General features: G+C 63.9%; 16 protein-coding genes. 6 read left to right on the top strand and 10 right to left on the bottom strand.

Features of this window, described 5'->3' with window-relative positions:
• The first annotated feature begins 177 nt into the window (after positions 1–177).
• Entirely contained in the window at positions 178–1,203 is a 1,026-nt protein-coding gene (locus WIN67_RS04980) for a sel1 repeat family protein (RefSeq protein ID WP_253165003.1), read from the top strand.
• 94 nt (positions 1,204–1,297) lie between these two features.
• Here the strand turns inward: WIN67_RS04980 and WIN67_RS04975 are convergent, their stop codons facing one another.
• Genes WIN67_RS04975 through WIN67_RS04960 form a run of 4 tightly spaced genes read right to left on the bottom strand, consistent with a single transcriptional unit; the run spans position 1,298 to position 6,089 of the window.
• Complete coding sequence (locus tag WIN67_RS04975; protein WP_339070709.1) at positions 1,298–2,158, bottom strand: HlyD family secretion protein; 861 nt, start codon at positions 2,156–2,158, stop codon at positions 1,298–1,300.
• A 10-nt stretch (positions 2,159–2,168) separates the two neighbouring features.
• On the bottom strand, positions 2,169–2,369 hold the full coding sequence (locus WIN67_RS04970) for a DUF1656 domain-containing protein (RefSeq protein ID WP_007930063.1): 201 nt from the start codon (positions 2,367–2,369) through the stop codon (positions 2,169–2,171).
• Positions 2,359–4,566: an FUSC family protein gene (locus tag WIN67_RS04965; RefSeq protein WP_339070708.1), complete on the bottom strand. Its 2,208-nt coding sequence runs from the start codon at positions 4,564–4,566 to the stop codon at positions 2,359–2,361. The genes WIN67_RS04970 and WIN67_RS04965 overlap by 11 nt, the downstream gene beginning before the upstream one ends.
• An 11-nt stretch (positions 4,567–4,577) precedes the next feature.
• Entirely contained in the window at positions 4,578–6,089 is a 1,512-nt protein-coding gene (locus WIN67_RS04960; protein ID WP_339070707.1) for an efflux transporter outer membrane subunit, read from the bottom strand.
• Positions 6,090–6,355: 266 nt separating this feature from the next.
• Between WIN67_RS04960 and WIN67_RS04955 the strand changes: the two genes are divergently transcribed.
• Positions 6,356–7,324, top strand: a complete 969-nt coding sequence (locus WIN67_RS04955) for a LysR family transcriptional regulator (RefSeq protein ID WP_102878433.1) — start codon at positions 6,356–6,358, stop codon at positions 7,322–7,324.
• Between the two features lie 210 nt (positions 7,325–7,534).
• Complete coding sequence (locus WIN67_RS04950) at positions 7,535–8,509, top strand: 2-hydroxyacid dehydrogenase (RefSeq protein WP_102878432.1); 975 nt, start codon at positions 7,535–7,537, stop codon at positions 8,507–8,509.
• Between the two features lie 90 nt (positions 8,510–8,599).
• On the opposite strand, the gene WIN67_RS04945 is transcribed toward WIN67_RS04950, so the two are convergent.
• On the bottom strand, positions 8,600–9,547 hold the full coding sequence (locus WIN67_RS04945; RefSeq protein WP_102878431.1) for a DMT family transporter: 948 nt from the start codon (positions 9,545–9,547) through the stop codon (positions 8,600–8,602).
• A gap of 155 nt (positions 9,548–9,702) precedes the next feature.
• Here WIN67_RS04945 and WIN67_RS04940 point away from each other — a divergent pair, with 155 nt between their 5' ends.
• From WIN67_RS04940 to WIN67_RS04930, 3 genes are all read left to right on the top strand, one after another.
• Positions 9,703–10,578 (top strand): AraC family transcriptional regulator, encoded by an 876-nt coding sequence (locus WIN67_RS04940; protein ID WP_110596049.1) that lies wholly within the window; start codon positions 9,703–9,705, stop codon positions 10,576–10,578.
• Between the two features lie 475 nt (positions 10,579–11,053).
• Positions 11,054–12,328, top strand: coding sequence for an OprD family porin (locus WIN67_RS04935; protein WP_339070706.1), 1,275 nt, complete (start codon positions 11,054–11,056; stop codon positions 12,326–12,328).
• Positions 12,329–12,443: 115 nt separating this feature from the next.
• Positions 12,444–13,208 (top strand): phosphatase PAP2 family protein, encoded by a 765-nt coding sequence (locus tag WIN67_RS04930; RefSeq protein ID WP_339070705.1) that lies wholly within the window; start codon positions 12,444–12,446, stop codon positions 13,206–13,208.
• A 34-nt stretch (positions 13,209–13,242) separates the two neighbouring features.
• On the opposite strand, the gene WIN67_RS04925 is transcribed toward WIN67_RS04930, so the two are convergent.
• From WIN67_RS04925 to WIN67_RS04905, 5 genes are all read right to left on the bottom strand, one after another.
• Complete coding sequence (locus WIN67_RS04925) at positions 13,243–15,681, bottom strand: TonB-dependent receptor (protein WP_339070704.1); 2,439 nt, start codon at positions 15,679–15,681, stop codon at positions 13,243–13,245.
• A gap of 315 nt (positions 15,682–15,996) precedes the next feature.
• On the bottom strand, positions 15,997–17,700 hold the full coding sequence (locus WIN67_RS04920; RefSeq protein ID WP_339070703.1) for a bifunctional metallophosphatase/5'-nucleotidase: 1,704 nt from the start codon (positions 17,698–17,700) through the stop codon (positions 15,997–15,999).
• Positions 17,701–17,847: 147 nt separating this feature from the next.
• Positions 17,848–18,486, bottom strand: a complete 639-nt coding sequence (locus tag WIN67_RS04915) for a MotA/TolQ/ExbB proton channel family protein (protein ID WP_102878425.1) — start codon at positions 18,484–18,486, stop codon at positions 17,848–17,850.
• A gap of 28 nt (positions 18,487–18,514) precedes the next feature.
• Positions 18,515–20,755, bottom strand: a complete 2,241-nt coding sequence (locus WIN67_RS04910; RefSeq protein WP_213664759.1) for a TonB-dependent receptor family protein — start codon at positions 20,753–20,755, stop codon at positions 18,515–18,517.
• Between the two features lie 43 nt (positions 20,756–20,798).
• Positions 20,799–21,569 carry an energy transducer TonB family protein gene (locus WIN67_RS04905; protein ID WP_102878423.1) on the bottom strand — a complete coding sequence of 257 codons (771 nt, stop codon included), beginning with the start codon at positions 21,567–21,569 and terminating at the stop codon, positions 20,799–20,801.
• Position 21,570 lies beyond the last annotated feature (1 nt).

Genomic DNA, 21,570 nt, shown 5'->3' with positions numbered 1-21,570 from the left:
GTTGTACGCCCTCTCAAACCCCGTAGAATGCGCAACCTTGAGCCCTTGGGCCCATGCAGCATGGAATCGCTGGTGTCGACACCCAAGCACGGAATGGCTAACGCTCCACCCTCTCCCGTCCTGTCCCTGCCTGATTTCATGCGCGTCTTTTTTCATTCGCCGATCAGGGAATACCCATTGAAATTGTTCAACGTGCTGCCACTGGCCTTGGCTGTCTTGCTGGCGGCTTGCGCCTCCACGACGCCGGAAAACACCGCACCGAAAATCCCCGAACTGAATGACACCCTGCCCAAGCTGACGCTGGAAAGTGTCTTGCCCAAGGTCAGCACCAACGAATACTGCAACCCGGCCATGGAGGCCGATCTGCTGTTCGGCATCGGTTACAAGCTGAACGAGATCGAGGACTACAAGAACGCCAAGGGCTGCTTCGCCATGGCCGCGCCGCACTACACCCGGGCCTTCTGCTACCTGTCCACCACCACCGATCAGGAAACGGACAAGCCCAAGGCCGAGCGCGACCGCGAGTCCTTCAACTACATCGCCTACTCGGCGTCGCAGAACGATTGGTGCGCCGAGTACGGCATGTACGCCACCTACTGGTTCGGCGACAAGGACATCCCCAAAGACCGGGACCTGGCCCTGCGCTGGCTGGAACGCTCGGCGCTGCACGGCAACCCGGAACCGCAGCAGAGCCTGGCCGACGCCGCCGAAGAGTCCGGCGATCTGGTGAAGGCCTACGCCTGGCTGAAAGTCATCGACAACACCGAGGACACCAGCCAGTTGGATGCCCTGAAAGGCAAGATGAGTCCTGAGCAACTGGCCGAAGGCGAACAGCGCTTTGCCGACCTCAAGAAGCGCGTAACCAGCAAGCAGGTGATGTACGACGAGGCGCGGGATGAGGAGGTGGCGATTTTCTCGGCCGAGATCCATTTCGATCTCCCCGACCTGTTCCAGGGCATGACCACGGCCCAGCGCCAGGCCTTTGTCAAAGCGGCCATCGCCAAGGCCCGGGACAGCGGCAAGTTCGATCTGCATTACGCGGTGACCCAGTACATCATCGTCTCGCGCCTGGCCCAACAGCGTTACCCCGGTGTCGACGTGCTGCAGAACCCGAAGCTGGTGGCCGCGATCAACCACGTCAACGACGGCCTGGAAGCCACGGCGAAGAAGTCCCTGGCGATCATGCAGAAAAGCTACAAATAACCGCCCCCCCACTGTCGTAGGAGCCGGCTTGCCGGCGAAGAGGCCCGCGAGCCTTGCATCGCCCCTGCCGGCGCTTTCGCTGGCAAGCCAGCTCCTACAGGGGCTCGGGGTTGACGATGACGGTGCAGGTGATGCCCGCCGCCAGCAGCACGCCTTCCGGCACTTCATCAATGTGGATGCGCACCGGCACGCGCTGGGCCAGGCGCACCCAGTTGAAGGTCGGGTTGACGTCGGCGATCAGTTCGCGGCTTTCCGGGTTGTCGCGGTCGTAGATGCCGCGGGTAATGCTTTCCACATGCCCCTTGAGCACTTCACCGCTCATCAGTTGCATGTCGGCCTTATCCCCCACGCGCACGTGGGGCAGCTTGGTTTCTTCGAAGAAGCCGTAGACCCAGAACGAGTTCATGTCGACCACCGCCATCTTCGCCTCGCCGATGCGTGCGTAGTCGCCGCGGTGCACGTTGAGGTTGGTGACGTAGCCGTCCACCGCCGCCCGTACCTGGGTGCGTTTGAGGTTGAGCTCCGCCGCTTCCAGCTGCGCCTGGGCGTGCTGGTAATCGGCCAGGGCCGAGTCGGCGATGTTGCCGGCGTCGTCGCGGTTTTCCTTGGAGATCACCAGGTTGTCCATGTCGGCGCGGCGTCGGGCGTTGACCTTGCGCATCTCCCAGGTGGCCTTCTTCGACGCCACCAGCGCTTGCGCCTGCTTGACCGCGATCTGGTAGTGCTCGGGGTCGATCTGCATCAGCAGATCGCCCTTGCGCACCAGCTGGTTGTCCTTGACCGGCACGTCCACCACTTCGCCGGTAACGTCGGCGGCGACGTTGATGATGTCCGCGCGCACCCGGCCGTCACGGGTCCAGGGGGTGTACATGTAGTGCTCCCACAGGGTGCGGCCGATCCACAGGGCCAGGGCCAGCACGAGCAGGGTGGCGAGCAGGCTGAAAAACTTTTTCATTGCGGGGGTCTCAACGGTAGACAGTGAGCGCCATGGCGCCGAACAGACAGCAGAACAGGCTCAGGCGCAGCAGCGCCGGGTGCCAGAAGAAGCGATACAGGTCATAGCCGGAAATGAACCGGTCCAGGGCCCAGGCCAGGGCCGCGGCGATGAAGAACATCAGGGTCATGGTGGGCATGTAAACGCCGTGGAAGGCGATTTCACGAGGCATGGTCAAGTCCTTGGGGTGCAGGCGCCGTTGGCTTGGCCACGGCATAGGCCGCCAGCGGCGATTGCGGGTCGAGCAATGAAGTGCGGATGAAGTGCAGGTAGCTCTTGACCCGGCGCAGGGCCGAAGTGTCGAAGTGCGGGGCAAAGGGTTCGTCGGTGGCCTGGACCCGGCTGATGGCATGGTCCACGGCGATCAGGCCGCGCTCCAGGTTGCTCTGGCTGGGCTGCAGGAACAGCCGCACCAGGGAGCGCCCCATGACCCGGATCGCCTGGCGCCAGGGCTGGGATTCGGCATAGGCCGGGTGCACCGGGAGGATGGCCTGCTCCTTGCGCAACTCGATGATGGCGTGGCCGACTTCCAGCACCACGAACATCCAGCGCAGCAGTTCGCTCTGCACCTTGGGCTGACCCACCGCCAGGCCGTAGGCCTGGTGCAGCAGGTCACGGGTGCGGCTTTCGAAACTGGAGGCCAGGCCCTTGAGCTTGCCGCTGATGGCGTACACCACCTGGCCGCGCAGGTCCTGCTCCAGGCGCCGCCACAGCCAGCGGCTGTTGGGCGGCAGGATGATCGCCCCGGCCGCGGCGCAGACCAGCATGCCCATGACCATGGCGATGTAGTCGTTGATGAAGGTGTAGGGGTTGTAGACGGTCAGGTTGTCCGGCACCGAACCGGTGCTGAAGAAGATCAGCAGCCCCAGGCCGACCCCGGCGTACTTGGGCCTTGAGGCGAGGAATGAACCGAGCACGATCACCGGCGCCAGCATCAGGCACAGCAGCGGGAAGCCGTCGATCCAGGGGAACACGAAGAACATTTCGACGAAGCCCACCAGGGCACCGATCAAGGTCCCGCAGGCCATCTGGAAGGCCATGCGCTTGGGGTTCGGCGTCGCGGCCGAGAGGCCGATGGTGGCGGCGGCAATCAGGGTCATGGTGGCACCGCTGGGCCAGGCGGTGGCCACCCAGTAGCTGCCCAGCACCACCAGCACAAAGGCCGCGCGGATGCCCGAAGCGGCGCAGGCCAGCCAGTTGGTCTGCGGCGTGTAGGGCTCGTCCCAGCGCTCGCGTTCGTGACTGTGGTCGGCCAGGGACGCGTGGGTTTGGGCGTAGCTGTGCATCTCGTCGACGAAGCGGTAGAGCAGCTCGTAGGCGGTGTGAAAATCCAGCTGCTCGGCGTCGCTCGGACCGCTCTCCTGGAAGGTCGCCCGCAGGCTGCGCACCCGTGCTGGCAGTTCGGCCTTGTAGGCCGCCAGGGCCGTGGCCAGGCGCGCCGCATCGGGGCTGGTCAGGGCCCGGCCGGAGAAACCGTCCAGCAGTTCCGCCAAGTCCTGCAGGCCCGGCTTGATCGCTGCCACCACATGGTCGGCGCCACTGCTGCGCAGGCGTTCGAGCAACTGGTGCAGGGCGTTGAAACGCGTGGTGATGCCCATGAATTCGCTGTTCAAGCGGCTCAGGCGGCCATTGCGCCGGCGCATGTGCGGGTCTTCGAACACAGTGACGCTGCGCAGCCCTTCCAGGCCCACGGCCTCGGCGATGAAGCGCACGTTGCTGCTTTCAAAGCTGTCGCGCTGGCTGCGCCCGCGCAGGCCGTCGGTGACGAACAGGGCGAACACCCCGAAGCGTTGGTACAGGGCGTTGCGCATGGCGGCGCTGGCGGTCTGCGGCAGGATCGCGGCGCTGACCAGGGTCGAGCAGAGAATCCCCAGGGAGATCTCCAGTACCCGCCACACCGCCGCCATGAAGGCGCCTTCCGGGTGAGCCAGGGCCGGCAAGCCGACCATGGCCGCGGTGTAGCCGGCGAGGACGAAACCGTAGGCGCGAAAGTTGCGATAACGCGCGGCACCGGCCGAGCAGATGCCGACCCAAATCGCCAGGGAGCCGAGGAACAGCTCGGTGTTCTGGGCGAACAGGGCGATCAGCGCCACCATCACCGCCGAGCCGGTCAGGGTGCCGAGAAAGCGATAGAAGCTCTTGGCGAACACCTGGCCGCTCTGCGGCTGCATGACGATGAACACGGTGATCATCGCCGTGCGCGGTTGCGGCAACTCCAGGCGCATGGCCAGCCACAGGGTGAGGAACGCGGCGGCCAGGACCTTGAAGATGTACACCCAGGTCACGCCGTCGCTGCGCGCCCAGTCGAAGAAACCCCGGCGCCATTCCAGGGAGTACAGCCAGCGCAAAGGGGCGGGCAAGGAAGTCATGAGGGCCTGCTTCAGTGGTCGAACACGGCCAGGGCCGCGGGGGTCTTGGGTGCCTGGGTGCGATTTTCCGCGGGGACGTCACGGCCGGCTTCAAGCCCGCCGCCCAGGGCCGTCACCAGGTCCGCCTGGACGGTCAGGCGCGCGGCCTGCACCTGTTGCTGGATCTGCTGCTGGTGGAACAGCAGGCTCTGGGCGTTGAGCACGTTCAGGTAGTCGGTCAGACCGCGCTGGAAGGCCACGGTGGCGATGTCGTAGGTCTTCTGCGCCGCGGCCACCGACTCGGCGGCGAAGGCTTGCTGCTTGTCCATGGACTCGCGGCGGATCAACTGGTCGGAGATGCTTTTCAGCGCGTCCACCAGGGTCTGGTTGTACCTGGCCACGGCCAGGTCGTAGCCGGCCGCGGCGTCACCCAGCTCCGAGCGCAGCCGCCCGCCGTCGAAGATCGGCAGGCTGATGGCCGGGCCGACGTTGTAGTTGAGTTTCTTGCCGGTGAGGAACTCCAGGGCCCCGCCGCCAGTGGCCATGAAGCCGAGGCTGCCCACCAGGTCGACGTTGGGGTAGAAGCCGGCGTGAGCCACATCGATGCCACGGGCCTGGGCCGCCACTTGCCAGCGGCTGGCGACCACGTCCGGGCGCTGGCCCAGGAGTTCGGCGGGCAGGGCCGAGGGCAGTTTCAGCGCGGCGCCCAGGGACAGGCTCGGTCGCTGCAGTTGCGCGCCCTCCCCCGGGCCCTTGCCGGCCAGGGCCGCCAGTTGATTGCGGGTCAGGGCGATTGCTTCGTCCAGGGCGTCCAGCTGGCGATGGGTTTCCGGCAGCGGCGCCTCGGCCTGGCTGACTTCGAAATGGGTGCCGAGGCCGCCGTCCAGGCGTCGTTGCGCCAGTTCGAGAATCTGTTGCTGCTGCTTCAGGGTGGCGGCCACGATATCGCGCTGGGCGAAGTGCAGCGACAGCTGGATATAGCTGCGCACCACGTTGTTCACCAGTTCCAGCTGGGCCTGGCGGGCTTCGGCCACGCTCATGTGGGCCAGGTCGACGGCGCGCTCGGTGCTGTTGCTTTCCCGGCCCCAGAGGTCCAGGGCATAACTCAAGCCCAGGGCGGCGTTGTTGTCCCAGGTGGTGGTGTTGGCCAGAGCGCCGGGGCCGTAGAACTGATCGGTGGGCCAGTTGTGGCGCTTGAGGGTGGCGTCGCCCTTGATCTGCAACGACTCGGCCGACTCGGCGATACCGGCCAGGGCCTTGGCCTGGCGCACCCGGGCGGCGGCCATGGCCAGGCTCGGGCTGCCTTGCACGGCGAGGCTGATCCAGCGGTTCAACTGCGGGTCGCCGTAGGCCTGCCACCACTGGGCACTGGGCCAGTGGGCCTCTTGCGCGGCGCTCTTGATCGCCTCGTCGGTGGCCAGTGTATTAGCGGGAAGTGTCTTGCCTTGTGGGGCAATGCCTCCGGTTCCGATGCAGCCGCTGATTGCTAACGATAAAGCCCAAACACTGAGGGTCTTGAACCCTCTGCTGATGCGACGCGGCACTGCTGCGAATTCCTGAAGATCGGGGGGGAGTATTTCTCTCGTAGGCATCGGCTGGCCGGCGCAGCGATGCGCCTGCTAAACCGCGTTGCGCGGATCGCCGGCAAACCGGCTCCTACGGATCGGCGCAATTCTAGGGGGCGGCCGGGGCGGCGATAAGGTGGGATTCCTGTGAATCTTTGTTACCGTAAACGCGATAATCCCTTGGTCGCCTATCCAAGCCCCCGTAACTTCGTGTCACAATTTGCCATCTCCCCAGAGAGCACCCCATGGACACTTTGCAAAACATGCGCGCCTTCAGTTGCGTCGCCGAAGCCGGTAGTTTCACCGCCGCGGCAGTGCAACTGGACACCACCACGGCCAACGTCTCGCGCGCAGTCTCCAATCTTGAGGCTCACCTGCAAACCCGCCTGCTCAACCGCACCACCCGCCGTATCGCCCTGACCGAAGCCGGCAAGCGCTACCTGCTGCGCTGCGAGCAGATCCTGGCCTACGTCGAAGAAGCCGAGGCCGAGGCCAGCGACGCCCACGCCCGCCCCGCCGGGCAATTGAAAGTGCACACCATGACCGGCATCGGCCAGCACTTCGTGATCGACGCCATCGCCCGCTATCGCAAGTCGCACCCGGACGTGACCTTCGACCTGACCATGGCCAACCGCGTGCCGGACCTTCTGGACGAGGGCTACGACGTGTCCATCGTCCTGGCCAGCGAGCTGCCGGACTCGGGGTTCGTCTCCCAGCGCCTGGGGATCACCTACAGCATCGTCTGCGCCTCCCCGGCCTACGTGAAAGCCAACGGCTGCCCGCACAAACCCAGCGACCTGCTCAACCATGCCTGCCTGCGCCTGGTGAGCCCGGTGATACCGCTTGAGAAGTGGGCTTTCGACGGCCCGGAAGGCCAGGAGATGGTGACCATCAACAGCTCGCCGTTCCTGGTGAACTCTGCCGACGCCATGAAGACCGCGATCATCAGCGGCATGGGCGTTGGTGTGCTGCCGGTGTACGCCGCCATCGAAGGCCTGCGCAACGGCACCCTGGTACGGGTCATGCCCAAGTACCGCTCCCAGGAGTTGAACCTGTACGCCATCTACCCGTCGCGCCAGTACCTGGACGCCAAGATCAAGACCTGGGTCGAATACCTGCGCGGCTCCCTGCCGGAGATCCTCGCCGCGCACCAGGCGGAACTGGCGGCCTATGAACTGAGCGGCAGCCTGAGCGGCGCACGCCTGAGCACTTGAGCCCGCCCCCTTGAACCGGGGGCCTGTAGCCGCTGTCGAGCCAAGGCGAGGCTGCGCGGGCTCAGCCTGAGCAACTCTCGCCGAACCCTGCAGAGCGGCCACCAGGCCGCCCCTGTGCAAGCCATCGCAGCCTGCGGCAGCGGCTACAAAAAGCCGGTGGGGAATGTTAGCTTGCTTGGCATTCTCTCCCGCCTGATGAGTCTCCCCGCAATGAAAAAGACGGTACTTGCCTTCAGCCGCATCACCCCCGAGATGACCGAACGCCTGCAACAGGACTTCGAGGTCATCGTCCCCAACCCCAAGCTCGGGGACATCGCCGCGCAGTTCAATGAAGCCCTGCCCCAGGCCCACGGCCTGATCGGCGTCGGCCGCAAACTGGGACGCGCGCAGCTGGAAAACGCCGCACGACTGGAAGTGGTGTCGAGCATCTCGGTGGGCTACGACAACTACGACCTGGACTACTTCAACGAACGCGGGCTGATGCTCACCAACACTCCCGACGTGCTCACCGAAAGCACCGCCGACCTGGCCTTTGCCCTGCTCATGGGCAGCGCCCGCCGGGTGGCCGAGCTGGACGCCTGGACCAAGGCCGGGCAATGGCAGGCCAGCGTCGGCCCGGCGCTGTTCGGCGGCGATGTGCACGGCAAGACCCTGGGCATCGTCGGCATGGGCAACATTGGCGCGGCCATCGCCCGGCGTGGGCGTTTGGGCTTCGGCATGCCGATTCTCTACAGCGGCAACAGCCGCAAGACTGCCCTGGAACAGGAACTGGGGGCGCAGTTCCGGAGCCTGGAGCAACTCTTGGCCGAGGCGGATTTCGTCTGCCTGGTGGTGCCGCTGAGCGACAAGACCCGACACCTGATCAGCCACCGCGAACTGGCGCTGATGAAACCCAGCGCGATCCTGGTGAACATTTCCCGGGGGCCGGTGGTGGATGAACCGGCGTTGATCGAAGCCTTGCAGAAGGGCCAGATCCGCGGCGCCGGCCTGGATGTGTACGAGAAAGAGCCGCTGGCAGAATCGCCGCTGTTCCAACTGAAAAATGCGCTGACCCTGCCGCACATTGGCTCGGCCACCCATGAAACCCGCGACGCCATGGCCAACCGCGCCATGGCCAACCTGCGCAGCGCCCTGCTGGGCGAACGCCCGCAGGATCTGGTCAACCCGCAAGTGTGGAAGGGCTGACCAGCCACTGCCTATCCCCCCCTGTAGCCGCTGCCGAGCCTGCGAGGCTGCGACAAGGTCCGCAGGACCTTCAGCGATAGCCCGGCAGAATCAGGTCGCCTGGTTTTGCGACGGCTGCGCCGCCGTTCGCAGCCTCGCGAGCTCGGCAGCGGCTACAGAGGCTGGCGCAGCCTTGGGTTTACGGAACACCAGCACGTTGCCCAGCATCACCAGCACCAGTCCAGCCAATGCCGGGGCGGTCCACTGATAGCCTTCGGCAAAGGCCGAGACGTTCAGCGCCACCACCGGGAACAGCACCGTGCAATAGGCTGCGCGTTCCGGGCCCATGCGCCCGACCAGGGTCAGGTAGGCGGTAAAGCCGATCACCGAACCCGGTATCACCAGGTACAGCAGCGAGCCGATGTAGCGGGTGGTCCACTCCAGGTCGAAGGCAATGCCCTGGAACAGGCAATACACCGCCAGCATTGTCGCGCCGTAGGCCATGCCCCAGGCATTGGTGGTCATGGGCTTGAGTCCGGCTTTCTGCTGCAGGCTGGAGAGCATGTTGCCCGCCGAGAAACACAAGGTGCCCAGCAGGGCCAGGCCCAGGCCCAGCAGGGTTTGCGGACTGGCGCTGTGGCCTGCCAGTTCCGGCCAGAACAGCAGCCCCAACCCCAGCAGGCCCAGACCGCCGCCCAGCAGCACGTTGCGGGCAATCTTCTGGCCAAAGAACACCCGCGCATTCAGGGCATTCCACAAGGTCGCGGTAGAAAACACCACCGCCACCAGGCCGCTGGGAATCCACTGGCTGGCGTGCAGAAAGCACATGAAATTGATGCAGAACAGGCACAGGCCCTGGGCCAGGCAGATCAGGTGGCCACGGCGGTTCATCGGCTGCAGCTTGCGGCTGAGCAGCAGCAAGACGAACAGCACCAGGGCCGCCAGGGCGAAGCGATAGACGATGGACACCGGAATCGCCACCACCCCCAGTTGCAGTTTCAGGGCGATCCAGGTGGTGCCCCAGATCAGCACGGTCAACAGGTACAGCGATAGGTTCATGGCGCGACTCCTTTATCAGGAGTGCAGTGTCCCGCCCGCCCGACCTTGGACGCTTGCATAAACTTGCGCTTTTTATCGGCCCGGGGCTGGCGGCGAACCGGCGAGGGAGTAGCATGCGAACCACCGGAAACCGGACCCTTGCCGACTCGAACAGCATGCCCGCACTGGATACCCTGCAAGTCTTCCAAGCTTTGAACCGCTCGCCCCATGCTCGCCTGGAGCACAGCGCAGAGCTCGGAGACGGCTTGTCCGCAGCCTTGTGGAGCAACCATCACGACGCCCAGGAATATGAGGCGCCCGGCCACCACACCCTGTCCTGCTACCTGGCCGGTGGCACCGGCACCTTTCGCCGCGATCAGCCGGGTAGCAAAGGCGGCCCGGGCAAGCTGTGCATCCTGCCCGCCGAGCACCAGTCGGCCTGGGTGATCAACGGCGATATCCGCCTGGCCCACGTGTATTTCAGCCCCGAACAATTCGCCCTGGGTTGCGTCACCCTGCTGGACCGCGAACCCCGGGCAATGCAACTGCGCGAAAGCACCTTTGTCGACGACCCCGAGCAGACCCGGCGCTTTGCGCAACTGGTCCGCCTGAACTGGGACGAGCCCGGCGAGCGCCTGCTCACCAGCAGCCTGGCCCACGAGATGCTCTGCCATGCCCTGCTCAATCAAGTGGGCCTGCGCCAGGGTGCCCGGCTCAAGGGCGGCTTGGCCGCCCACCAGCGCCGCCTGCTGGTGGACTACATCGACAGCCAGCTGGACGCGCCCCTGAGCCTGGGCCAACTGGCGGGGTTGTGTGCGCTGTCGGAGTACCACTTCGCCCGCATGTTCCGCGCAAGCTTCGGCCTGCCGCCCCATCAATATGTGCTGGCCCGGCGCCTGAGCCGGGCCCGGCACCTGCTACGCAGCACTGCCCAGCCCCTGGGGGAGATTGCCCTGGCCTGTGGTTTTGCCAGTGCCAGCCACTTCAACAATCGCTTCCGCCAGGCCCTGGGTGGAACACCGGGGGACTACCGCCTGGCATTCCTGCGCTGAGGTTCGGCTTAATCCTGACCCGCCTCTGTAGACCCCTTCTTATGCCAAAGTCCGCATCGGCACGCCTGAATAAGTAAATTACTCAAATTCTTTACCTAAACAGGACAACTCTTACCAAACAATTAATAAACTCCTACGCCGCCCTCTATAAAAGAGCACTTCCAACAAGTACCTGTATGACAAACAAAAATATAAACAGGTAATTATTTTAAAACTTCAGTTATCACCCCATTCACAGAACTGATGATTCTTGTTTAACCCCAGACCCAACTTAGTCTTTAGGCATTGAATCCCCGGCATTACGCAAAGATTCAACAAACAGCCACACGCCTTCACCCCCATTAACTTCAACCCCAAAAAAGCCACACCCACAACTTCACCCACCCTTCATCACATTTAAACAAAGCTGCAAAGACTCAACACATCAGCCCCCAATCGCCTTTCTCCTAAAACAACAAAAACAGAGGACGATGAAATGCCTTCAAGACACTGGCCACGACAATGGCTCAACCGCTCTACCCTACTTTGCGCCGGGCTGCTGGCCATCCCGGTAAAAGCCGAACTGCTTGAAGACAGCAGCGCGCGCCTGGAACTGCGCAACTATTACTTCAATCGGGACTATCGCGAAGGCACCGCGCCCAGCCGTGAAGAATGGGCACAAGGTTTGCTCTTGCGCCTGGACTCGGGGTTTACCGAGGGCCGCCTGGGTGTGGGGGCCGACGCCATCGGCATGCTCGGCATCAAGCTGGACTCCGCGCCTGGCCGAACCGGCACCGGGCTGCTGAAGGTGGGACGCGATGGCCGGGCAGAGGATGACTATTGGAAACTGGCCCTGGCCGGGAAGCTCAAGGCCAGCAAGACCCTGTTCAAGTTCGGCGCGCTGGTGCCACCGGTACTGCCCACCTTGAAACCCAACGACGGCCGCCTGTTTCCGCAGATTTTCGAAGGCGGGCTGCTGACCTCGAATGAAATCGATGACCTGGAGTTGACCGCCGGGCGCCTGAGCCGGGTCATGCAGCGCAACGCCACGCAGTACACGCCGCTGACCTTGAGCCCCTTGAACCGGCGCTTCCAGGGTCAGGGGGCAACGGCAGAACACTTCGACATGGCGGGCGTCGACTATCGATTCCACAAGCAATGGCTGGCGCGGGTGCATGTCGCCCAACTGGAGGACATCTACCGCCAGCAGGTCTTCACCCTGGTCAACAAGAGCCCCTGGGGAGTGGGGACGTTCAGCAGCGATCTGCGCTTGAGCCTGATGAACGACTACGGCAATGCCAAAGGCGGCAAGATCGACAACCGCGCTCTGCAGGGGCTGCTCGGCTATGCCTACAAAGGCCACAGCCTTGGCCTGGCTTATCAGCGAATGTTGGGAGACACCGGTTATGCCAACATCCTGGGCGCCGATGCCAACTTGATCAACTTATCGGTACTGGGTGACTTCGCCAATGCCAAGGAACGTTCCTGGGCACTTCGTTATGGCTATGACTTCGCCAACCTGGGTTTGCCGGGCCTGAGTTTCAACAGCCGCTATATATCCGGCAGCCATGCCGAAATCACCGGCACCCGAACCATTGGCAAGTCATGGGAGTTGGATAACGAACTGCGTTATGTCGTGCAACAAGGCCCACTGAAAAACTTGAGTGTGCGCCTGCGAACCGCACACTATCGCTCCAACTATGCCAAGAACTTCATTCGCGACACCGATGATACACGGCTGATGTTCAATTACGCCTGGAACATCAAATAACCCAACAAGCAGAACCCATGTAGCGAATCAAACTCCTAGAGGTGATATCCACATGCAACGCCTACTATCGAACTGTTTGGCCGGTCTATTGTTTTCAAGTCTGATCCACTCCGCCGTGGCCAAACAAACCAGCCAAGCGGAAAACGTCCCGGAGTTCCGAACGGGTTACTTGATCGGTTATCTGAAACAGCAGGATCTGCCCAATAGTCTGTTGCTGTTACCACCACCTCCTGCGGTGGGCACGCCAGCCTTCGCGCTGGACCAGAGCATGGCTGAAAAGAGCCAGGCTTTGCGTGGCAGCAAACGCTGGGCGTTGGCCATCAGCGATGCCAACCTGAAGTTCCCCGCCGCCGCTGAGACGTTTTCCTGTGCGCTGGATGCGCCAATCAGCGAACAGCAAACACCTGCGCTGTACAGAGTCTTGCGCCGGACCCTAACCGATGCCGGGCTGGCCACCTATAGCGCAAAGAAGCGCTACCAGCGCCCCCGGCCCTTCGTCTACAACCAGCAGCCCAGCTGCACCCCGGAAGATGAAGCCAAGCTGGCCGCGGATGGTTCCTACCCATCGGGCCACAGCGCCATCGGCTGGGCCTGGGCGCTGCTGTTGAGCGAACTGGCCCCCGAGCACGGCAACGCGCTCTGGGCCCGTGGCCGGGCCTATTCGGAAAGCCGCATGGTGTGCAACGTGCACTGGTACAGCGATGTCCGTGAAGGCCGCGAGATTGGCGCGACCACCGTGGCACGCTTGCACACCGATCCGACCTTCCAGGCCGACTTCGCCGTCGCCCGGCAAGAGCTGCTGGCCGTTCGCGCCAAGGGCCTGACTGCCAGCGGCGACTGTGCGGCGCAAGCGCAAGCCCTGGCGCTGGGCGCCGACTAAGGCGCCACGGCCACGTCCAGGACCAGGGTGCTCATCAGAACTCCAGGGTGCTGGACAGCGACACCTGGCGGGCATCCCCCATGGACACGAAGAACTTGCTGGCCGACGAGGTGTAGTAAGTCTTGTCGAACAGGTTCTTCACGTTGAGCTGGAACTTGACCTTCTGCCCTTCGACCCGGGTGTCGTAGGTGGCAAAGGCATCGGCCACGGTGTAGCCCGGCAGGTCGAAGCTGTTGGGCGCATCCCCGGCGCGCTCGCCGACATAACGGGCCCCGGCGCCGACGCGCAGGCGGTCGCCACCGATCAGGCTGCCGAAGTCGTAGACCGCCGACAGCGAGCCGGTGTTCTTGGCCACGTTCTGCAGTTGCTTGCCCTTGTACTGGGTGTCCTTGGTCACCTCGGTGTCGGTGTAGGCGTAGCTGCCGATCAGGCTCCACTGATCGGTGAGCTGCCCGGTCAGGTCCAGTTCCAGGCCCTGGGAGTGCACTTCGCCGGCGACGCTGGTGACCGTCTCGGTAGCGGTGGCGGTGGTCACCAGCACATTGCGCTTGGTGATATCGAACAGCGCCGCGCTGGCGGTGACGCGCCCGGGAATGTCGAGCTTGGCCCCCAGCTCCCAGGACTTGGCTTCTTCCGGGGCGATGGAGCCGTCGAGCACCGCGCTGCCACCGGCCAGATCGGCGATGCTGGAGTTCGGCTTGAACGACTCGGTGTAGCTGCCGTAGAGCGACAACTGGTCGGTGTAGCGATACACCAGCCCGGCCCGCGGCACGAACTTCTGCCCGTTGCTGTTGGTGTTGACCCGGAACGGCCGGCCCTTGCCGGCGAACTGGTCGTATTCCTGGAAACGTCCGCCGCCCACCAGAATCCACTGGTCGGTAAGGTGGATGGCGTCCTGGAAAAACAGCGAGTCGCTGCGCAACAGGTCGGTCTGCGCACTGTCGTTGGCGCTGACTGTGGTTCCGGCCACTTCCCGGCCGTAGACCGGGCTCAGGTAGTTGAAGGTGGTCCGGCTTTTCTGCCGGATCAGATCGGCGCGGTAGATCTTGCGGTACTCATCATCCAGGCCAAACACCAGATCGTGGCGCATGCCGCCCAGTTGCACCTGGCCTTCCAGGCTAACGGTGGCGTAGCGGTCGGTGGTCAGGGCGTCCTGGGTGCCGTCCATGGCCCGGGTCAGGGTGCCGTTGGCATTTACCGCGGTCAGGCGCACCTGGCTGGCGTCGTAGGTCTCACGGTTCCAGCTGTAGCCGAAGTGGGCCTTCCAGTCGTCGCTGAGCTCGTGGTCGACTTCAAAGCGATACAGGTCCGAGCGCCCTTCCATATTGTTGAACGGCTCGTCCAGGCGTCGGGTGGCCGGGATGTCCAGCGGGTGATTGGTCTTAGGATCGATGGCGGTGCCACGGTCGAAGGGGGTCAGGAACTCGCGGTGCTCATAGGCCAGCAACACCTTGGTGCGCTCGCCGTACCAGGCCAGGGACGGCGCCACCAGGGATTCGCGATGGGTGCCGAAGTTGCGCCAGTAGTCTTCGTCTTCATGGTCGACGATCAAGCGGTAGGCCAGCCCGGAATCACCCAGCGGCCCCGTGGTGTCGAGGCTGCCGCCGCTGCCGTTCTTGCCCGAGCCGTAGGTCGAGCCACGCACGGTCAGGGCCGTGGACTGCTGCAATTCAGGCTTCTTGCTGACAATGTTGATGACCCCGCCCGGGTCCTGGATGCCGTACAGCAGAGACGACGGGCCCTTGAGCACTTCCACCCGCTCCGCCGTGGCATTCAGCGCCCGGCCCTGCACCACTGGCATGCTGTCGCGCATGATCGAGCCGTTGCGGTTGTCACCGAAGCCGCGCAACAGCGCCGCATCCTGGGTGCCGCCCAGGGTGTTGGTCTGGGTGATGCCGCTGACGTTCTTCAGGGCATCGTCCAGATTGCGCGGGGTCTGGTCCCGCAGCACCTGGGCCGGCACTACGTTGATGATCTGCGGGATTTCCTGGTTCAGCGCCTGGGAACGGGCCACCGAAGTGGTGGCCGGCGGCTGGTAGCTGGTGCTGTCGTCGAGGCCCGGGGTGGTGATGCTGGTGGCCCCCAGGTTCAGTGCGCCACTGCTGGGCAAGGGTTCCAGGACCAGGGTGTGCGCGTCGCTGCGCCGGTAGGTGAAGCCGGAACCGCCCAGCAGACGCTGCAGGGCCTGTTCGGCGCTGAACGGGCCGCTCAGAGCCGGTGCCTTGAACGCATAAGGCGCTTCGTCGGTGTAGACCACGCTGATCCCGGTGACCCGGGTGAAATCGCTCAGGGCCTGGGGCAGCGGCTTGGCCACGATGGCAAAGTTGAACAGCGCGCCGTGTTGCGCACTGCCGGCCTCGGCCGCCTGCGCCACGCTCAGGGGCAGCCACGCCAACCCCGACACCACCAGCGCCGAAGCGCCGAACCACCGTTTGACCGAAGCGTTTGCCGCCGAATGTGCCCTGGACTTCATGCTTGAGACTCGCGTGTAAAAAAGCCATGAATGCGAATTAGTCGCACTTTCAAGCACTACACGTGGCTCGAACGCAAAGACCTCACCTGTTTTTTGAAAATATTTTCACGATGGCGAAAACGCCCCCCCGCCCGATGCATTCCTTGTAGCCGCTGGCGCAGGCTGCGAACGAGCAGGGCGGCACTCCGACGAAGTGGGCGCGGCGGTCTTGAGGCCGCTGCTGGCTTGGCGGGAGATTGCCAAGCAAGGTCCTGCGGACCTTTTCGCAGCCTCGCAGGCTCGGCAGCGGCTACAAGGATCGGGGCGATTCTGGTGTCAGTTGAGGCGCTGGATGCGCCCGGCGCTGGTGCTGGAACCCACCGGCTGGCCCTGCTGGTCCATGGCCTTGAGGTACTGCAGCATCGCGTCCAGATCGCTGAGGCCGAGGTCGCTGCGGTTGCGGCCGCTCTTGAACAGGCTGAAGCGGTCGCCGCCATCGGCCAGGAAGCCATTCATCACCAGTCGGTAGTTGCCATCGGCCTGCAGCGGCTTGCCGTTGAGGCGCAGGCTGCCGGGCACTACGCGGCTGTCCAGCGGGCGCTGGGCGTCCCAGCGATAACTGAAGCCCTGGGACACTTGCAGGATGTTGGCATCGTCCGCGCCCTTCCATTGCTGGTTGAGCACCTGTTCGATCTGCCGCCCCGTGAGGTCGAAGGCGATCAGGTTGTTGTTGAACGGCTGCAGGGTCGCCAGTTGCCCATAGTTCACCTGGGGCTGCCCCGGTTCCAGGGCCAGGTCGCTGCGAATGCCGCCGGTGTTCATGAAGGCGATTTGCGCACCGTTGGCCCGGCCACCCGCCAGATGGGCATCGGCGATCAGGTCGCCGATGGGCATTTCCCCGGCGTTGTCAGCGCGCCGGGCAATCGGCGAGGCGGCAATCGCCCCTACCGGCTGGAGCAGCACCTGATTGCTGCGGGCCTCGACCTCCTGTTGCAGCTTCGCCAAGCCCTGGTCCTGTGGATAACGGGCCGGATCGGCCAGCAGGTTAAGGGCCTGGATGCTTGTCACCCGGTGCTGGCCCGGGGTCACTTGCAGGGTCAGGTGGGTCAACAGATGGCCGTAGGCATTGCCCTGGGTCACCAGCAATGGCCCGACCTTGCACAGGTAGCCCTGGTGCGAGTGAGCGCTGATCAACACGTCCACCGCCGGGTCCAGGCGCTTGGCCACGTCGACTATATCGCCACTCAACTGCGAGCAGTCCTGCTTATCGAAAGGTTCCGGGGTCGCGCCACCCTGGTGCACCACGGCGACGATGGCGTTGACCCCCTTGGCGTTGAGTTCGGGAATCAACTGGTTAATGGATTGGGCTTCATCGGCCACCTGCAAACCGCGCATGCCCTTGGCGCTGACCACCGAAGCCACGTCCCGCAGCACTGCGCCGACGAAGGCCACCTTGACCCCGCGCACCTCTTCGATGCGGTAGGCCGGCAACAGCGGCTGGCCGGTGTCGCTGTCCAGCAGGTTGGCCGCCAGGTAGGGGAAACCGCTGCCGGGGTAGTTCGGGCGGAACTGGCAGGCCTTGTCCGGCCGCGATGACTGGCAGCCGCCATTGAGCTGGCGCAGGAACTCGGCCTTGCCGTTGTCCAGTTCGTGGTTGCCGATGGCGCTGAGTTTCATGTCCATGTGGCGCAGGGCTTCCAGGGTCGGCTCGTCGGCCCACATGGCCGACAGCGGCGGGCTCCCGCCCACCAGATCGCCGGCGCCGATGAACAGCAGTTGCGGGTCCTGCTGGCGCAGCTGGCTGAGCATGCCGCCCAGGGTGGCGATACCGCCGGCCGCAAGCTTGCGCACCCCGCCGGGGGCCTGGGGGTCCTTGTAGCTGAAGGGGTTGGCCTGCAAATAGCCGTGCAAGTCGTTGATGGCGACGATGTTCACCGCCACCGGTTGCGGCTCGCGCGGCAGCGAGCTGCAACCGGCCAGAGTAACCAGGGCCAGGGTCAGTGCACCCAGCACCCGGGGCATGGGACGAAGACGGGACATGAAAGAAATCCTTGGCAGATCAGCAAAAAAAAGGCCGCTGACACAGGCCTGGATCGGACAGAGACGAGCGCTGGGGAACAGCGCTCGCCGTCGATCGTCCGAACGCGGCCCGAGCCTACGGCAGCGGCTACAGGTCACGTCAGGTCATCAGGCCGGTTGCAGATTGCCCTGGACCGTGGGTGCGGGGGCCTTCAGGGCGGTGCCCATGCCGGCGCGCAGCAACAGGATCTTCAGGTGGTCGGTGATGCGCTCGACCCGGTCCTGGAAGTGGTTGTGGAAAATCATGCTGCCCAGGGCGATGGCGATACCCAGGGCCGTGGCGTAGAGCGCGGTGCCGATGCCCTTGGACACTTCACCGGGGTCGCTGACGCCGGTCTCGGCCAGGGCCTTGAAGGTGTCGATGATCCCCAGGATGGTGCCCAAGAGGCCCAGCAAGGGCGCGGCGGTGACCACGGTTTCCAGCAGCCACAAGCCATGCATCAGCTTGCTGCGGGTGGCGATGTAGATCGACTCGCTGAGGTCTTCCAGGTCCTTGTGGCTGGCCAACCCCTGCTTGTGGGCGAACAGCTCGGCGACCATCTCCAGGGGCAGGCTGTTGCGCTGGCGCAGCTCGGCGGGCAGGTCGTCGACGCTGTGCATTTTCGGGTTGAGCACGGCCTCCAGTTTCTTCGCCTGGCGCAGGCTGAAGCTGAAGTAGATGCCGCGCTCCACGGCGATAAAGGCGGCAATCGCGGCGGCGCCGTACATGGTGTAGAAGGTGATGTCGTGCAGCAGATTCATGTCCATCGTCATTTCCTCTTGGGCCCGAAGGCCATCAGAACCCGGCTTCCAGGGAGACCATCGCGGTGCGTTCCTCACCGACGTTGTAATAGGCGGTGCTCGGTGCCAGGCCATTGGTGCGCTGGGTGTTGAACGACACGGTGCGGGTCGAGGCCAGGTATTCCTTGTCGAACACGTTGAGCATGGAGAAGCGCAGGGTCGCGGACTTCAGCACTTTCTTATCCACCGGCAAGTGGATACCGGCATTGAGATCCACCACGGTGCGGCCGGCGATCTTCTCGTCGTTGGTCAGGTCGCCGTAGAAGGCGCCGACGTACTTGCCGACGACGTTGCCGTAGTAGCGCGAGTCGTCGTAGCCCAGGCTCAGGTTGAACATGTTTTCCGGCACGTTGGCCAGTTGCTTGCCGGAGGTGGGCAGCAGCACGTTCTTGTTGCTCAGGTCGTCCATCTGCTCGGACTGGGTGTAGGTGTACGAGGCGTAGTAGTTGAAGTCGTGGGGCAACTTGCCGCTCCACTCCAGCTCTAGGCCGCGGTTCTTCACTTCACCGACGTTGGCCACCACATAGTCGCCGTTGACGTCGGTGGTGGAGATCTGCCGGTCCTTGAAGCTGATGTAGAACAGGGTCGCGCTCAGGGCCATGTTGTCTTCGCTGTAGCGCCAGCCCAGTTCCTGGTTCCAGCTCAGCTCGGGTTTCAGGCTGATGGAATCGCCCTTGTTGTAGAGCACGTAGTTGGGCGGCGTGCGCATGTTGCGGGTGACGTTGTAGAAGGCCTGGTTGTTCGGGTCGATCTGGTACTTGGCGTTGAAGCTGGGCAGGAACTCGTGGTACCTGGCGTCGCGTTTTTCCGGCTTGTCGGTGAGGCTGCCGAGGTTGTTGCCGTCACGTTCCACGTACTGGTAGGCCAGGGCTCCGGTCAGGGTCAGGTCCGGGGTCGCCTGCCAGGTGTCCTGCACCCAGAGTTTCTGCGCCGGGGTCACGGTGTATTGGTGACGGCCCTGGACCGTGGCGCCGTTGCGGTCCACCAGTTGGTCGGAACCGTTGTAGTCGCCCCAGACATTTTCCGGAGCGCCATTGCCCTTGATCCCGATGAAGGGCTGGGTCTGGCGCTGGCGGGCGCGCTCGTACCAGTAGCCGACGTCCAGGCTGTGCTCTTCGTTGAGATCCCACTTGAGCTTGGTGGTCATCCCGGGGCGCCAGGTTTCAGTCCACGACGGCCGGTAGTAGGTGCCGGCAGGCAAGCCGCTCAGGTCGTAGTTGCCGGCCTTGTTCGAGCTGGCGGACAAGCTGGTGGCGGTCTGGCCGCTGAAGCTGCCGCCGTTGGACCACACGTAGTAGGGGTTCAAGGTCAGGCTCAGGTCGTCGCGCAGCTGGAAGCGCTGGGTCACCGAGGCGGTCAGGCTTTCAAAAGGGTTGCGGTTGAGCTTGTAGGACTGGGACACGCTGCCGTTCTTGAACACGGTGCTTTCCGAGTAGTCCAGGCGCCGGCCCTGGTTCTGGAACTGGGCCTTGCTCAGGCTGTTGTAGTTGTAGTTTTCCTGCTGGTTGTACTTGACGATGGCGTTGGTGGAGTTGCCGTTGCCGTCTTCGAACAGGGTGTTCCACTCGACCTTGTCAGCCCGCAGGGTGCCCTTGCCGCGCCACTTGTCGCCCTCGGTGTGGGACGCCGAGACCCAGGTCTTGAAACCGCCCAGGTCACCGGTGTTGAGACGGGCGAAGCTCTTGCGCACGTTGTTCGAGCCGATGGACTGCTTGGCGAACACGCCGAAGTCCTTGGTCGGGCGCACGGTCACCAGGCCGATGTTGCCGCCGCTGGAGCCGATGTGCGGGCCGTCGGCTTCGGACGAGCCCTGGGTGACGAAGACTTCGCTGAAGTTCTCCGGGTCGCCCATCAGGTTCGGGTAGATGCTGTAGTCCCCCGAATCGTTGATCGGGAAACCATCGGCAGAAAGCCCGACCTGGTCGGAGTTCATCCCGCGCATGGTGAAGTTGGTGCCGCTCAGGCCGGTGGCGTCGGTGCTGGAAACGTTGATCCCCGGGGTGTACTTGAGCTTGTCCACGGCGTTGGCAGTGGGGGCCATCTGGTCCATGGCCTCCTTGGTCACGGTGGAACGTCCCTTGGCGCTTTCTTCCTTGATCATGTGGCCGTTGCCCAGGGTCTGTTTACCGGCAACGTTCACCGAACCGACGTCAACTGTATCGTCGGCCAAAACCAATGGCGCAAAACTGCCCAGGCCCGATGCCAGAAGCAGGGCATAAAGTTTATTGATCTTCACGGGTCAATCCCTTGCTTACAACTTTCGTTAATAGGTGATGGGTTTATTCCACGTTGTAACTAAAGGTCGCGGTAAAACGTTGCTTGTTCTTGCCGGAGAACGCGTCCGAGGGAAACGGTGAAACTTTCTCCACGCGGCGCAAACTGGTTTGCGCCGCGCGATTGAGCAACATGTTCGGCGCCTTGTTTTCGATGCCACTGTCGAGCACGTTGCCGGCCCGATCGACTTCCAGCCAGATCACCACATCGCCCTGGGGACGTTGCAGCGAGGCCTCGCGGCCGCTGGGGTATTGCTTGTGCTTTTCCAGTTCCTTGCGCAAAGCGGCGGTGTACAGGCTTTCCTTGATTGCACTGGCGGGCGCCGCAGGTGCGGGGGCCGGAGCCGGTGCGGGAGCCGCTGGCGCCACCACCGGTTGCGGTGCTGCAACCACCGCCGGCTGCGGCGCGGGGGCACTCCTGGCCACCTGAGCCGGAGCCGGCTTGGGTGGCTGCGGCTTGGCCAGCAACGGCTTGGGCGCTGGGGGCTTGGGCTTGACCACCGGCTTGGGCTTGGGCGGCTCGATCACCAGCGGCTCTTCCTCGGGCACCACCAGCGGTGGCTCGGGCTCGATCGGCAGCGGCTCGGGCTCAGGCGGTGGTGGCTCTGCCGCGGCCACCAGTTCCGCCGCATCCACCAGGGCAATTTCCACCGTGCTTTCGTCGTACACCGGCTTGATCTGCAACTGTTGCAACTGACTGGCATAGATCACCAGCAACAACAGGCCGGCCGGCAGCAGGCACGCCAGCCACTTGCGAGTTCTATATAAACCGAACATG

This window comes from Pseudomonas idahonensis, assembly GCF_037903935.1.
Lineage (GTDB): Bacteria > Pseudomonadota > Gammaproteobacteria > Pseudomonadales > Pseudomonadaceae > Aquipseudomonas > Aquipseudomonas danubii.
The sequence above is the reverse complement of the archived record's forward strand: the minus strand, read 5'-3'. Positions and strand labels throughout refer to the sequence as shown.